10 protein-coding genes are annotated in these 15,051 nt (G+C 71.4%); 7 read left to right on the forward strand and 3 right to left on the reverse strand.

Annotated elements, in window-relative coordinates; genetic code table 11:
- Positions 1–80: 80 nt before the first annotated feature.
- The 6 genes from PVK37_RS26105 (at position 81) to PVK37_RS26130 (ending at position 10,893) form a co-directional block, all read left to right on the forward strand.
- Positions 81–1,613: an FAD-dependent oxidoreductase gene (locus PVK37_RS26105; protein ID WP_275030464.1), complete on the forward strand. Its 1,533-nt coding sequence runs from the start codon at positions 81–83 to the stop codon at positions 1,611–1,613.
- A gap of 5 nt (positions 1,614–1,618) precedes the next feature.
- Entirely contained in the window at positions 1,619–5,191 is a 3,573-nt protein-coding gene (locus PVK37_RS26110) for a glycoside hydrolase family 38 N-terminal domain-containing protein (protein ID WP_275030465.1), read from the forward strand.
- The gene (locus PVK37_RS26115; protein ID WP_275030466.1) at positions 5,184–6,797 is read left to right on the forward strand and encodes an extracellular solute-binding protein; all 1,614 of its coding nucleotides are present in this window, start codon (positions 5,184–5,186) and stop codon (positions 6,795–6,797) included. The genes PVK37_RS26110 and PVK37_RS26115 overlap by 8 nt, the downstream gene beginning before the upstream one ends.
- A gap of 54 nt (positions 6,798–6,851) precedes the next feature.
- On the forward strand, positions 6,852–7,790 hold the full coding sequence (locus PVK37_RS26120; protein ID WP_275030467.1) for an ABC transporter permease: 939 nt from the start codon (positions 6,852–6,854) through the stop codon (positions 7,788–7,790).
- Positions 7,787–8,728, forward strand: a complete 942-nt coding sequence (locus PVK37_RS26125) for a carbohydrate ABC transporter permease (RefSeq protein ID WP_275030468.1) — start codon at positions 7,787–7,789, stop codon at positions 8,726–8,728. The genes PVK37_RS26120 and PVK37_RS26125 overlap by 4 nt, the downstream gene beginning before the upstream one ends.
- A gap of 83 nt (positions 8,729–8,811) precedes the next feature.
- Positions 8,812–10,893: a hypothetical protein gene (locus tag PVK37_RS26130; RefSeq protein WP_275030469.1), complete on the forward strand. Its 2,082-nt coding sequence runs from the start codon at positions 8,812–8,814 to the stop codon at positions 10,891–10,893.
- A 214-nt stretch (positions 10,894–11,107) separates the two neighbouring features.
- Here the strand turns inward: PVK37_RS26130 and PVK37_RS26135 are convergent, their stop codons facing one another.
- Together PVK37_RS26135 and PVK37_RS26140 are read right to left on the reverse strand one after the other, a co-directional pair.
- Positions 11,108–11,500, reverse strand: coding sequence for a VOC family protein (locus tag PVK37_RS26135; RefSeq protein ID WP_275030470.1), 393 nt, complete (start codon positions 11,498–11,500; stop codon positions 11,108–11,110).
- A 385-nt stretch (positions 11,501–11,885) separates the two neighbouring features.
- Positions 11,886–12,518 (reverse strand): TetR/AcrR family transcriptional regulator, encoded by a 633-nt coding sequence (locus PVK37_RS26140; RefSeq protein WP_275030471.1) that lies wholly within the window; start codon positions 12,516–12,518, stop codon positions 11,886–11,888.
- Positions 12,519–12,609: 91 nt separating this feature from the next.
- Here PVK37_RS26140 and PVK37_RS26145 point away from each other — a divergent pair, with 91 nt between their 5' ends.
- Positions 12,610–13,578: an NADP-dependent oxidoreductase gene (locus PVK37_RS26145; RefSeq protein ID WP_275030472.1), complete on the forward strand. Its 969-nt coding sequence runs from the start codon at positions 12,610–12,612 to the stop codon at positions 13,576–13,578.
- Between the two features lie 151 nt (positions 13,579–13,729).
- Here the strand turns inward: PVK37_RS26145 and PVK37_RS26150 are convergent, their stop codons facing one another.
- Positions 13,730–14,764: an extracellular catalytic domain type 2 short-chain-length polyhydroxyalkanoate depolymerase gene (locus tag PVK37_RS26150; protein WP_275030473.1), complete on the reverse strand. Its 1,035-nt coding sequence runs from the start codon at positions 14,762–14,764 to the stop codon at positions 13,730–13,732.
- Positions 14,765–15,051: the final 287 nt, after the last annotated feature.

The raw sequence follows: 15,051 nt of genomic DNA on the forward strand, positions 1-15,051 counted from the left end.
CACCCCAGAACGCCGCCACCCCAGAACGCCGTGAAACCCGAACGCCGCGACCCGCGACGCTCCGAAAGGACCCGCCGGACATGCCGACCCCCGAGCCCACCCCCGCCGACGACGGGTACGACGTCATCATCTACGGCGCCAGCCTCGCCGGCATCATGGCGGCGCTGCGGCTGCGCCTGCGCGGCCTGAGCAGCCTGATCCTGGAACCCACCGGACACGTCGGCGGCATCGTGGCCGGCGGCCTGGTCAAGACCGACACACCGAACGTCGCCGAGGCGCTCGCCGGGCTGACCCTGACCCGGTTCTTCGCGGGCATCGGCGCGGAGTACGGCCACGACGGCCCCGAGTACCGCTTCGAGCCGAAGGTCGCCGAGCGGGTCTCCCGGCAGTTGCTCGACGAGGCCAAGGCGACCGTGCTGCTGCACGAGCGGATCCACGGACCCGACGACGTCGAGGTCAGCGGCCGGCGGATCCGGGGCGTCCGCACCACCCGGGGCTGGCGTCGGGCCCGGTTCTTCATCGACGCGTCGTACGAGGGCGACCTGATGGCCGCCGCCGGGGTGCCGTACACGTTCGGCCGGGAACCCCGCGCCACCTACGACGAGCCGTTCGCCGGCTTCCAACCGGTGCAGGCGTACCGCAAGCGGGGGTTCACCCCGAACACCCTGTACCCGGTCCGGCCGGTGCCGGACCTCGCCGCCGGTGACGGCGACGACAAGACGCAGGCGTACAACTTCCGGGGCGTGCTGTCGACGAACGCCGACCGGATCCCGTTCCCCCGGCCGGACGACTACGACCCGGCCCGGTACACGTACCTCGGGCAGCTGCTGCGGCAGCGGCGACTGCCCGGCCTGTCGTCGATCGTCACGCACACCGCGCTGCTGCCCAACGGCAAGTACCAGACCAACCAGGCGCTCTACTTCGGCTTCGACCTGCCCGGCGCGAACTGGGACTACCCGGACGGCAGCTGGCGGCGGCGCGAGGAGATCATCGCCGAGCAGGTGGCCTGGCACCAGGGGCAGCTCTACTGGCTGGCCAACGACCCGTCGCTGCCGGAGTCGTTCCGGGCCGACGCGCAGACCTTCGGCCTGCCACCGGACGAGTTCGTGGACAGCCCGTACGGGCCGGGCTTCCCGCACGCCCTCTACATCCGCGAGGCCCGCCGGATGATCGGCGCGACCGTGCTGACCCAGCACGACCTGCTCAAGCCGAACAACACCAAGGCCCGCCCGGTCTGCTGCTGGAAGTACGGCATGGACAGCCATCTGGTGCAGTACTACGCCGAGGGCGACGACACGGTCGTCGGCGAGGGCACGCTCAGCGGCGACGAGACCAACCCGCCGGTCGACCTGTACCAGATGCCGGCCGAGTGCCTGTTCCCGGCGCGCGGCGGGATCGAGAACATCACCGTCGGCATCTGCTTCTCGGCCAGCCACGTCGGCTACACCTCGCCCCGGATGGAACCCAACTACGGGATGCTCGGCGAGGCGTGCGGCGAACTCGCCGCCCAGTCGCTCGCCACCGGCCGACCGGTGCAGGAGTACGGGTACGCCGAACTGGCCGCCGCCCTGGTCGAACACGGCAGCGTGCTCAGCCTGCCCGGACTGGACTGACGGCGATGTTCCCGCTGACCCTCGCCGTACCCGGCGTCGACCTGCCGGCCTTCCAGCCGGGGCCGCTCAACGCGTCCACCGGTTGGCAGCCGCACCGCGTCGAACTGCCGGTGCGGATCGGCGCCGACCACGCCGCCGGCTGGCTGCTGCGGCTGGAGTTCGCCGCCGGGCACGGACCCTGCCCCGACCTGGAGATCGACATCGACGGCGTACACCGGGGGTTCTTCCACCCGACGGTGCGCCGCGAGGACCGGTCGGAGACCTACCGGCACGGCCCGATCGCCGGTGACGTGCTGCTGGAGGTGCCGCTACCGGCCGAATGGCTGGCCGAGGGCGACCACGTCGTCACCGTCACCACCACCGTCGACCCGGCGGCGGCGACCGGGCCGGTCGAGCCGCCGGACGGCGAGCGACGCCGGCACCGGGAACAGTTCGGCAACCACTTCGGCAGCGGCATCACCTGGCACCGGCTCACCCTCGACCAGACCGCGCCGCCCCCGGCCGGGATCGACGTCGACCTCACCCCCACCCCGCTGTACCTGGACCGCGACGGGGAACTGCACGAACTGGTCGAGCTGACCGTCTCGGTACCGGCCGGCACGCCCGGCTGGCCCCGGTTCGCCCGGGTCGTGCTCGCCGGCCACCGCTACGAGTTCGACCTGCGGCGTCCCGGCCGCGACTTCGGCCAGGTACGGGTCAGGTTCGCGGTGCCCGTCTTCGACACGACCACCGCCGAGGTGCGCGTCGACGACGTACCGGCCGGGGTCTTCGACCTGGTCGCGGCCCGGCGGTGGACCCTGCACCTGGTCCCGCACGTGCACCTGGACGTCGGCTACACCGACGTGCAGGGCAAGGTCCTCGAACTGCACAGCCGCAACCTCGACCGGGCGTTGGACGCGCTCGACCACGACCCCGGCTTCGCGTTCTCCGTCGACGGGTCGCTGGTCGTCGACCAGTACCTGGCGACCCGCTCGGCGCAGCGGGCCGAGCGGATGCTGGCCGCGCTGCGCTCCGGCCGGCTGGCCGTGAACGCGTTCCACAGCCTGTTCCTGTCCGGCATCGCGTCGCTGGAGGAGGTGTACCGGGCGGCGTACCTGGCCAGCCGGCTCCGGGAACGCCACGGGGTGCCGGTGACGTACGCGAACCTGACCGACGTGCCGTCGTACAGCGCGGCCGTGCCGTCGATGCTGCGGGCGCTGGGCATCGACGCGTTCGTCGGCATCGAGAACCACCACCGTGGCGGCAACGCCGACAGCGACCTGCAACACCTGGCCAGCCCGGTGCTGTGGGAGGGCGTCGACGGGGCCCGGGTGCTGACCCACTTCTCCGACACGTACTCCCAGCTGCGGTTCATGGTCGGCGACCCGCAGACGATCGTCGGCGGCGCGCACGCCCTGCCCCGGCTGCTGGCCCGCTACGACCGGCCCGACTACCTGCCGACCGACCTCGCGGTGATCGGCACCCACGCCGACAACGAGGACCTGGCCGACGGCGACGCCGGATTCGCCGCCCGGTGGAACGCCCGGTACGCGTACCCGAGGATCCGGGTCTCCACCATGGAGGAGTACCTCGCCACCGTCCGGCCGCTGGCCGACCGGCTGCCGGTGTGGCGGGGCGACGGCGGCAGCTACTGGGAGGACGGCGTGGGCACCGGCGCGGCGGTCACCGCCGAGCACCGCCGGGTGCAGGCGCTGCTGCCGACCGCCGAAGGGCTCGCCGCCCTGGTCGGGCTGGTCGACCCGGCCTACCGGCCGAACCGGGCCGCGCTGGACGCCGCCTGGGAGGGCGCGCTCTACGGCTGCGAACACACCTGGACCTGGGCGCACGGCACCGCCCACCCGCACGGGCAGCAGGTCGACGACCAACTGGACTGGAAACGGCACCAGGTGCACGGCGCGTACCGGGGCGCGCTCGACGAGGTCCGCCGGGCCCTGAGCCAGCTCGGGGAGCTGGTCAGCACCGACGGCCCGACCCTGCTGGTGCACAATCCGCTGGGCTGGCGGCGGGACATCGAGGTGCGGGTGGAGACCGTCCGGGCCGACCCGGTCGGTCCGGACGGGCCACTGCCGGTCGAGGTGCTGGCCGAGTGCAACGGGCTGCGGACGCTGCGGGTGACCGTGCCGGACGTGCCCGCCTTCGGCTACCGGGCGCTGCCGATGGACGCCGCCCGGACGCTGTCGCCGGGCGAGGAGGCCGGCACCCCGGGCGGCGGGCCGAACGCGGTCGAGCCGGCGGACGGCTGGCGTCCGGTGCCGCCGACGCTGGTCACCGCCCGCTGGGAGGTCACCCTCGACCCCCGGACCGGCGCGGTACGCGGGCTGCGGCACCGGGCCACCGGCCGGGACCTGCTGGACACCACGCGGTGGACCCTCGGGCAGGTGCTGTACGTGCTCGACGGCCCCGAGACGCTGACCCGTGGCGACGGCAGCGCGGCGTCGGCCGCCGGCGGCGGCGGCGCGGCGTCGACTGCCGACGGCAGCGCGCACGGTGGGCAGCCGCATCACCATCCGCACAGCGGGCAGCCGCACCACCATGACCCCTACCCGCGCAGCACCCTGCTCGGTCGACGCCCGGACCGGAACCTGCCGGACCTGACGGTGCTGCCGGCGACGATGCGGCCGGTCGGGCTGCGCCGCACGTACGACGGCTGGCGGCTGCGGACCGTCGGCGACGCGCCGAGCCTGCCCCGGATCGAGGTCGACGTGCTGCTGCGCGACACCGACGACCGGGTCGACGTGCTGGTCGACCTCGACAAGCGGCGGGTGCTGGCCAAGGAGTCGGTGTACGTGGCGTTCCCCTTCGCCGCCGCCGACCCGACGTTCCGGTACGACCGGCAGCAGGGCTGGATCGACCCGGCCACCGACCACGCGCCCGGCGCCTGCCACGACTGGTTCACCACCGCCTACGGGGTGCTCGTGCAGGACGGCGCCGACGGGCCCGCGGTGGCCTGGACCTCCGCCCACGCCCCGCTGTTCACCGCCGGGGACATCGTGCGCGGGCACTGGCACGAACGGTTCACCCCGGCCGGCGGCGCGGTCTTCTCCTGGGTGCTGAACAACTACTGGCCGACCAACACCCCGCCGGAGCAGGACGGGCGGCTGCGGCTGCGCTACGCGTTCACCCCGCTGCCCAGGCCCGATCCGGTGGCCGCCGGCCGGTTCGGTCGGGAGGTACGCGCCGCCCCCGCGGTCTCCGAGGTGACCCGGCTCGACAAGTTCGACGTCGAGCCCCGGCCACTGCACCGACCCGCCGGCAGCCTGCTCGACCTGGGGTTGCCCGAGCACGTGCACGCCAGCGTCGCGCCGGCGCGGGCCGGGGCCGGGCTGCTGCTCCGGCTCCAGGACCTGTCCGGCCGGGCCAGCGAGTTCTCCGTACGGCATCCGGCCGGGCCGGCCGCGCCAGCCGTGCGGTGTCACGCCGACGAACGCGTGATCGCGGCCTGCCCGGCGGATCCGGGCGGCGCGGTCCCGGTCCGCCTCGGCGCGTGGCAGGTCGTTTCCCTGATCCTGTACCCCCTCGACGCGGCCGAGCCGGCCCCGTCCACCACCGCACCAGATCGGAGCGTGGACCATGTATGACCACAGCCTGACCAGACGCCGGTTCCTGACCATGGCCGGTGGTGCCGCGGTCACCCTGGCCGGTGCCGGCGCACTCGCCGGATGCAGCGGCTCGACGTCGTCGAGCGCGCCGGACGGCGCGAAGAGCGCCGTGCTGCCGGACTACGTGCCGTCGCAACTGGTCCGCCCGGATCTGCCGCCGACCCCCGAAGGGGTGATGGCCGGCTATTACCGGTACCCCCGGCAGCTGGTCAACGCGTTCGACGGCAAGCCGGCGGCCGGGCTCGGCGACGTCCGGATCCTGACCAACATGTTCAACCCGGTGCCGCCGGCCGCCGGCAGCAACCAGTACTGGCAGGAGCTGAACAACCGGGTCGGGGCGAACCTGGACATCACCATGACCCCGTCGGCCGACTACCTGAACAAGCTGTCGACCACGCTCGCCAGCGGCGACCTGCCCGACATCATCCTGATCTCCGCCCGGCTGGCCCGCCGGGCCGACGTGCTCACCCGGCTCTGCGCGGACCTGTCGGACCTCCTCGCCGGTTCGGCCGCCGCCGACTTCCCGTTCCTGGCGAACATCCCCCGCGACTCGTGGCTGTCGACCGCGTACGGCGGGGGGATCTTCGCGGTGCCGATCTCCCGGTCGGTGGTGGGGACGATCATGTTCGGTCGGACCGACCTGATCGCCCAGCGGGGCCTGAACCCGGCACCGGGTAGCTACGCCGAGTTCCTGGCGTTGGCGCGGGGCCTGACCGACGCGCGGGCGAACCGGTGGGCGTTCGGCAGCGCCAAGGGAGTCATCACCTTCGTCGGCAACATGCTCGGCGTGCCGAACGCCTGGCGGGAGGAGGGCGGCCGGTTCGTCTCGGAGATCGAGACCCCGCAGCGCAAGGAGGCGGTCGCCCGGGTCGCCGAGATGTACAAGGCCGGGGTCTTCCACCCGGACGCGATCGGGGGCCGGCTGCAACTGCGCGACCTGTTCGGCAACGGCACCATCGCGCTGAACTCCGACGGCTACGCGGCCTGGGACATCCTCGCCGACACGTACCCGGTGCAGGTCGGCGGGATTCCCGCCCCCGGCTTCGACGGTGGCAAGCCGGTGCACCGGGCGGGCACGCCGACGTTCGCCCTGACCGCGTTCCGCAAGACCGACAAGGACCGGTTGGGGAAGCTGCTGCGGCTGGCCGACTGGCTGGCGGCGCCGCTGGGCACCAGCGAGTACATGTTCCGCAAGTTCGGCGTCGAGGGTCGGCACTACACCTGGCAGGACGACGTGCCGGTCCGCACCGACCTGGGCAACGTCGAGGTCAAGCTCCCGCTGGAGTACGTCGCCGACTCGCCGCACGTGCTCGGACCCGCCGACCGTACCCGGGTCGACGCGCAGCGCGCGTACCAGGAGAAGGTGGTGCCGAACCTGTTGCGTAACCCGACCGAGGGGCTGAACTCGGAGACCTCGGTCAGCAAGTCCGGCGAACTGCTCAAGATCATTGACACCGCGGAGCTGGACATCGTGGCCGGTCGGAAGCCGATCAGCGCCTGGGACGACGCGGTCGCCCAGTGGAAGGCCGCCGGCGGGGACCAGATCCGTGGCGAGTACGAGAAGGCGCTCGCCGACCAGAAGTAGGAGCCGGTCGCGGCGTCTCGCCCCACCCCCAGCGGAACTCGGATCGGAGGCAGTATGGCTACCAGCGCGCCGGCCAGGCGCAACACCCGCTGGCAGCGTTTCAAGCGGGACCGCTTCCTGCTCCTGCTCGCGCTGCCCGGCGTCACGCTGGTACTGCTGTTCCAGTACGTGCCGATGCTGGGCAACGTCATCGCGTTCAAGGACTACCAGCCGTACCTGACCATCGCCGAGTCGCCGTGGGTCGGGTTCGCCAACTTCGAGGTGATCTTCAACGGGGATCCGGCGTTCCTCAACGCCCTGAAGAACACGCTGATCATCTCGTTCCTCCAGATCGTCGTGGTGTTCCCGATCCCGATCGGGCTGGCCCTGCTGCTCAACAGCCTGCTCAGCGAACGGATCAAACGCGTCGTGCAGTCGGTGCTCTACCTGCCGCACTTCATGTCCTGGGTGATCGTGGTCGCGCTGTTCCAGCACATGCTGGGCAACGCCGGCATCTACAACAACTGGGCCCGCCAGCACGACCTGCCGCTGCTCAGCATCATCGGCGACCCGGAGTTGTTCTTCGCCCTGATCACCTCGCAGGCGATCTGGAAGGACGCCGGCTGGGGGACCATCATCTTCCTCGCCGCGATCTCCCGGGTCGACCTGGAACTGTTCGAGTCGGTCGCCGTCGACGGTGGCGGCCGGCTGCGGCAACTCTGGCACGTCACCCTGCCGGCGATCCGGTCGGTCATCGTGCTGCTGCTCATCCTCAAGCTCGGCGACGTGCTCACCGTCGGTTTCGAACAGATCGTGCTGCAACAGGGGCAGGTCGGCCTGGAAACCTCGGAGGTGCTCGACACGTACGTCTACAACCGCGGCATCGTCGGCGGGAACTGGGGCGTGTCGGCGGCGGTGGGGCTGGTCAAGGGCCTGGTCGGCGCGATTCTCGTGCTGGGCGCGAACAAGGTCGCGCACCTGTTCGGGGAGAGGGGGATCTACTCGAAATGGTGACCACGACCGAGCGCCGCACGATGCCGTCGCGGCCGCCCGGCGGCGCACCCGGCCGCCGACGACGCACCGTCAACGGCGCGGCCGAACCCCACCTCGCGGTACGCGGCCTCAAGGGCGTCGTGCTCCTGCTCTGCTGTGCCGTGGTGGTGCTGCCGTTCGTCGCCGTCATCGCCACCTCGCTCGCCGACCAGGCCCAGATCACCGAGGCGGGCGGCTACGTGCTGTGGCCGACGAACCCGTCCTTCGACGCGTACGCGGCGATCTTCCGCGGTGGCGTGGTGACCAGGGCGACGCTGGTGTCGGTCGGCATCACCGTGGTCGGTTCGGCGCTGTCGGTGTCGGTGGTGGCGTTGCTGGCGTACTCGCTGTCCCGGCCCGGCAGTTGGGGGCACCGGCCGATCCTGCTGCTGGTGCTCTTCACCATGCTGTTCAACGCCGGCATGATCCCGAACTACCTGCTGATGAAGGAACTCGGGCTGATCGATTCGTACTGGGCGCTGATCCTGCCCGGCCTCACCTCGGCCTTCCAGGTGATCATCATGCGGGCCTTCTTCATGGAGGTGCCCCGGGAGATCGTCGACGCGGCACGGATCGACGGCGCGGGGGAACTCCAGATCCTCACCCGGATCATGTTGCCGCTGTCCAAGGCGGTGATCGCGGTCATCGCGCTGTTCAACGCGGTGGCGTACTGGAGCGCCTTCTTCAACGCGGTGCTCTACATCAACTCGACCGAGAAGTGGCCCCTGCAACTGGTGCTGCGCACGTACGTCGTCGACAACACGCAGATCGGCACCGACCTGCCCGGTGAGGTCGTCCCACCGCAGCAGTCGTTGCAGATGGCCATCCTGGTCGTCTCCCTGATTCCCATCTGCCTCGTCTACCCCCTGCTCCAGCGGCACTTCGCCAAGGGCGTCGTCATCGGTGCCGTGAAGGGCTGAACCACCCCCACCCCCACCCCTTGCCCGCGACCGGCGCCGATCCGGCGTCGCGTCGCCGGCTGCCCGGAAACAGGAGAATCCCCATGGACGAAAGGTCCCCCGGCACCGTCCGGCGACGCGCCCTGGCCACCTTCGGCCTGGCCGGCCTCGCCGCCGGCTCGCAGCTCGTACCCGGCGCCGCCGTCGCGTCCCCGGCGCGACCGGGCCGGGTCTTCGCCGGTGCCGACGCCCGGGCCAGCGTCGCCGACCTGCGGGGCACCGCCGGAACCAGCGACGGCGAACAGGTCCAGTTGCTCGGCTACCACGCCGATGCGCCCGGCGTCGGCGGCGGGCCGCTGTACTGGGACGCCGACGCCACCGAGGACGACAACGGCGGCACCGTCTTCGCGGTCACCGGCGTCGCCACCGGCCGGTGGAAGCGCCCCCACGACACCCGGATCGACCTGGCCTGGTTCGGCTGGCGGGGCACCGGCACCGAGAACGACTCGCCGAAGGTGCAGGCCGCCGTCGGTGCCCTGCCGGCCGGTGGCACCATCGCCGCCGGGCCGGGCAAGGTACGTCTCGACGACACCATCGAGGTGGTCGGTGTACCGATCGTGTTCCAGGGCGCCGGGGTGAGCGACAACGACGAGTACTCCACGCAGTACGTGGTGGCCACCGGCGCCGACGACGGTTTCCGGCTGTCCGGCGTACGCGGCGGCGGGCTGCGCGACCTCCAGGTGCGCGGTTCCGGCCTGACCGGCGGGAGCATCCTGTCCACCAGCCGCAACGGCACCGACGGCAACTACATGCTGACGTTCACCAACGTCCGGTTCAAGGACGGCTACAACGGGTTGACGCTGCGCGGATGCAACACCGTCCGGTTCGCCAACTGCGTCTGGAACGGCTTCACCGGTCAGCAGGTGATCCTGCTCAACGGGGTCAACAACGACTCCCGTGCGGACCCGGTCGAGTTCGTCCAGTGCGGGATCGCCGCCGGCAGCGCCAACCCGGGCACCGACAACCTCGTCATCGACGGTCTCGGCGGCTCCATCAAGTTCTTCGCCACCGCCATCCTGTTCGGCCGGCACGGCATCTGGATGAAGAACACCCCCGGGGCTTCGATCCCGAAGTTCCTCTACTTCGAGGGCGGTGGCTTCGAGAACGGCCACGGCGTGCCGGTGCTGTTGGAGGCGGGCGCGCAGGCCCAGTTCACCAACACCTACATCTCGGCCGACAACGAGCACGACAACGTCCGCATCGGCGCGGGCTTCACCGGAAGCGCCACCTTCAGCAACAGCATCATCCGGGGCAGCGGCCGCAACGGCCTGGACATCGCGTCGACCCGGATCACCGTCACCGGCTGCCTGATCGGCAACAACGGCCGCACCGGGCATCCCAGCTTCGCCCGGACGATCACCGGCGCGGCCGACAACGGTGCCGGCAAGGTACGGCTGACCACCGGCTCGGCACACGGCTGGGAGACCGGGGACCGGATCTCGATCCAGGGGGTCACCGGCGCCAACGGCACCCGGTCGATCGAGGTGGTCGACCCCACCACGTTCGACCTTCCCGAGGTCGCCTACTCCGGCGGCTACTCCGGTGGCGGCACCGGCTACCGGCTCGGCGCGGGCATCAACATCCGCTCCACGGCCAGCCGGGTGGTGATCGTCGGCAACGTCGTCGGCGCGCTCGCCGACGGCATCTCCCGTCAGGACTACGGCATCGTCAACGCCGCCGCCGACGTGCTGATCAGCGACAACGACCTGAACGGCAACACCGTCGGGCCGTACCGGCTGACCGGCGTGACGACCGCGCAGACCCGGATCACCGGCAACAAGGGCGTCGAACAGATCGACGGTTGGCTGACGGTTCGGGTCGCCGGCCCGGTCACCGACGGGCTGTTCGACTTCGGCAACCTGCTCTACCTCGACGCGCAGCGGATCCGGGTGGTCCGGGTGACCCGGGTGCTGGAATCCGGTGGCTGCGACGTGCGCCTGGACGCCGACGGGGTGAGCGCCGGTGGCGCTGCCGTCGCGGCCGGCACCACCGTGCAGACCACCAGCCTCGCCACACCGTACCTGGTCGACGGGGCCGGCGGCCCGAAGCGGATGCAGGCCCGGGTGCTGAACGCGACCGGTGCCGCCGGCCTGCTGGTGCAGTTCGGCTACCAACTCGTCAGCTAGGGCTACGAGCGGGTCCGGTCCCGGCGTCACCGCCCTGCCGCCACCGTCGTGACGTGCAACGGCACCGCCGGGACCGCGGCACCGTCACAGCACCGCCAGGACCGCGCGGATCGCGGCGGCCATCACCCTTACGGCGTGGTGTCCCGTGGGGACAGCCAGCCACGACCCGAGCGATCCTCCCGTGGCCCTCGCGGTCCGCGTGCGACGTCTGGCCTCAACGCCGGACAGCAGGGGCACCGATGATCCGCTCGACCAACTCCGGCACCCACTCGACGTACTCGACCTCTGCCCCACCAGCATGCCGGGCATACAGGTAGCGGCCGGTCGGACTGGTCGCCTCCGGCGTGGTGATCTCGCCGCCCGCAGCGGTCAGCCCGGTGACGACAGCGTCCAGATCGTCGACGATCACGGTGGCGGAGGCATGCCCGTACCGGGCCCGCTCCTCCGCAGGGCCGGCGATCACCAGGAAGTCGCCGATCGCGGCCAACTCGATCGCGTCGAACGCGAACCGCAGATCCGGCTCCGCGCCGACCAGGGTCCGCAGCGACGGCAGCGAGGCATCAAGGTCATCCACCCAGAGCCGGGCGTACGTCTTCAGGACGGCCATGTCCCCTACCGTACGTCGAGATCGTCGACCCGACCGTACGGGAGCCTGGGGGCGTGCGTCATCCGGTGCGGCGCGGAAGCCTCCACCGGCGGGACCGGCGTGGTGGCGGCCGAGCGCCACCGCGGCCCCTGCCCCCGGCCGCATCCGGATCAACGGCGACCGGCCGCAGGTCGGCAGGGGGTTCCCGTCGCCCCGCCCGGTGCCCCCGCGGTGGGCGAACGCCAGCGGGGCCGGCGCGTCGAGGGAGGCGTGGGACACGCCGGCACAATCCGCTGCCGATCGGGGAGGTCGTGACCGTGTGGGAGGACCCGCACGGGCAGTGGGACGTCGCGCTGATCAGGATGTGACGAGGTCGGCGAGGGTCCGTGACGCCTGTCGATCGGAATCAGGGCGGTGTCGAGAGTCGCGTCGACGAGCCGGCCGATGCAGCCGGTGGCGGGTGGGGCAGCGGGTGGGCGCCTTCTGGGCGTAGGCCGTCGAAGATGATGGACAGGTATCGTCGCCACAGGTCAGGCGGGGCATCCGGCACGTAGCTGGTGACATGGTTCGGTGCGCACATCAGCAGGATGATGTCCTCGCCGGTGACGTCGGCCCGCACGGCCCCGTGCTCGCGGGCCCGGTCGACCAGCGTCTGCACGATGTGGAACATCCGGGTGCGGACCCTGGTGACCTCCGGGGCCAGCTCGCCGGCCTCCTGCAGGAACGACAGGTCGCGTTGTTGCCGCTGATGCGCGGCGACGGTGAGGAACTCCAGCAGCGCGGCGCCCGGATCAGCCGCTTCGAGCAGTCGTTCGCCGACCGTGTTGAGCGCGTCGATCCGGTCGAGGACGATCGCGGCGATCAGGTCGTCCTTCGTGGGAAAGTGCCGGAACACGGTGCCCTTGCCGACACCGGCCCGGCGGGCGATGTCGGCGACCGAGGCGTCCAGCCCTCGCTCCGCGAACTCGTCTGCGGCCGCAGCCAGCAGCAGCCGCCGGTTGCGGGCGGCGTCGGCGCGCAGCGGCCGGGTCGAGGTCATTCAGCCACCCTAGCAAGTTGACCGCGCGGTCCGCTTATTGCTAGCTTGACGACCAATAACATGACCACTCGGTCCGTTTCTGGAGGGGCCCATGAAGGCAGTTGTCGCAACCGGCTACGGGCCACCCGAGACGTACACGCTGGCCGACGTGCCAGCGCCCCGGCCCGGACCAGGGCAGATCCAGGTACGGATCGCCGCCGCCTCGATCAACCCAGCGGACGTCCGGCTGCCTGGTGGCGATTTTCGCGACGTCATGCCGCTGGAGTTTCCGCACGTGCCCGGCAACGACTTCGTCGGCACGGTCAGCGAGGTCGGTACCGGCGTGACGGCCTACCAGGTGGGCGACGAGATCTTCGGCCTGGCCGTGCCCCGGGCACTGCGGGCGACGGCGGGTGCGACCCGGCCGTCGTTGAGTACCGGCTCGCTGGCCGAGTACGCCGTCTTCGAGGCCGACACCCCGTTCCTGACACACCGCCCGGCAGGCCTCGACATCGAGCAGGCGGCGGCTCTGCCCACCGTCGGATTGACCGCACGGGCACTGATGGCTACCGCCGACGTGCAGTCTGGTGAAACCGTCCTGGTGGTGGGTGCTACCGGCGGCGTCGGTACTGCGGTGGTCCCGCTGCTCTCCAGAGCGAAAGCCCGGGTGATCGCCACCGCGACCGCCGCCGATGCCGACGTCCTGCGAGCTCTCGGTGCCGAGGAGACCATCGGTTACGCGACTTCCGAGTACCCCGCAGGCGTCGACGTCGCGTTCAACCTGGCTCTGCCGAGCGACCACCTCACCGGAGTCGCGAGTGCCGTCCGCCCGGGCGGACGTCTCCTCACGATCACCTACCCCGTGCCGCAACAGGAGTGGATCGGCCGCGACGACGTGGGTCTGCACTTCGTGCTGGACATGGACGGCACGCTCGGCGGGATGCGCGAGGTCGGCGACCTGGCGGTTCGCGGCGAACTGCCGGCCACCATCGGCCGCCGCTACACCCTTGACGAAGGCGTTCGTGCGTGCGTCGACTTCGTCCGCCTGCATACGACAGGCAAACTGGTCGTCACGATGTGAAACACACTGCGCAGCGCGTACGGCGCGACAACTCCACGAGGGCACCGGTGGTGTGTCGGCCCGCCGCCTCCCGGGTGACGACGGCGACCCGTGACGTGGCAGACGCCGGCAACGAGCCGGCTCCGGACCAGCGGAGCCGGCGCCGCCGCGGTCAGCCGTCCAGCCGACGGACCATGTTCATGATCGTTTCGAGCTGGGCGCCGCCCTTGATCGGGTAGTTGGTGGCCCCGAGGTAGCCCCACCAGTCCCAGCACCCGTTCGGGTTCACCGCCGTCGGGATCGCCTGCGGGTACAGCACGATGAGCTGGTTGGTGTCGGCGTACTGGTTGAGGTTCGCCCGGTCGACGAACGCGGTGCCGACCCTGCTGTGGCCCTGGGCGCAACCGTGCAGGGCGACCAGCAGGCGGCAGGTCTGGCCGGCGGCGCAGGCGCTCGGGACGTACGCGAAGCCGTTGGTGTCCATGCTGAGCCCGTTGGCCCAGCCGTTGACCGCGAACGAGTCCTGGCCGAACCGGATCAGGGTGCCGCCGAGCGGGCCGGTGTTCGGCGGCGACACCGCACCGAGCAGCTTGCCGAGGAAGGTGCGCTGGGGGTCGGTACCGCAGTCGTTCAGGAACGGTGCCGCGGTCTGCGCGCAGCCGACCGTACCGTACGGGGTCACCCAGGCGTGGCCGGCGGCGCTGCCGGCGTCGTACTGGACGCTGGCGCCGAAGTCCCGGTAGTAGCGGGCCAGGTCGTTGGTGACCGAGGTCTTCACGACCCCGTCGTTGCTGCCGTGGTGGACGTAGACCGGCTGGCCGGAGAGGTTGGCGGTGCCGTCCACCCAGCCGTACGACGCCCAGGTGCGGGTGTGGCTCTCCAGCGTGGACAGATAGGTGGGGTAGATGTTGTCGCCGCAGCCGTACAGGGCCTGCGCGGCGTTGTTCTGGGCGCAGTAGTACGGGCCGGCCGCGAAGATCGCGGCTCCCCGGATCCGCGCCGAGTAGGCGACCTGGAGTTGCGTGGCCATGTATCCGCCGGAGGAGATCCCCGCGACGTAGACGGCGGAGACCGGGTAGCTACGCAGCGAGCCGGAGACCGGGATCTTGGTGTGGGGGGTGCCGGCGGCGTGGGCGGCGACACCGCCGGGCAGGACCAGCAGGGCGGCGGCGACGAGGGCGACGAGGGCTTTCCACGGTGTTCTCATGACGTTCTCCCGTCGGAGCGCCGGCGGGACGGCCGGCGTGCGGAGACGGTAACGTGACATCGAACACAGCCAATATCCTCGCGATCGACATCTCGGCGTCGGGCACGGTGTGGGCAACCCACCCGACCGTGTGTCTCGCGGCGACCGCCCCGTTGACCGGCACGACTCCGACCACGGCTCGGCCCGTCCTCGTCGCCGGCCGCAGCCAGAGCCCGACCCGCAACCGGGAGAGGCTGCCCGAGCAGGACGTACCGATGACCGACCCCCCGACCGGCAGCCGAGGTCGG

The organism is Micromonospora cathayae, from assembly GCF_028993575.1.
Taxonomy (GTDB): domain Bacteria; phylum Actinomycetota; class Actinomycetes; order Mycobacteriales; family Micromonosporaceae; genus Micromonospora; species Micromonospora cathayae.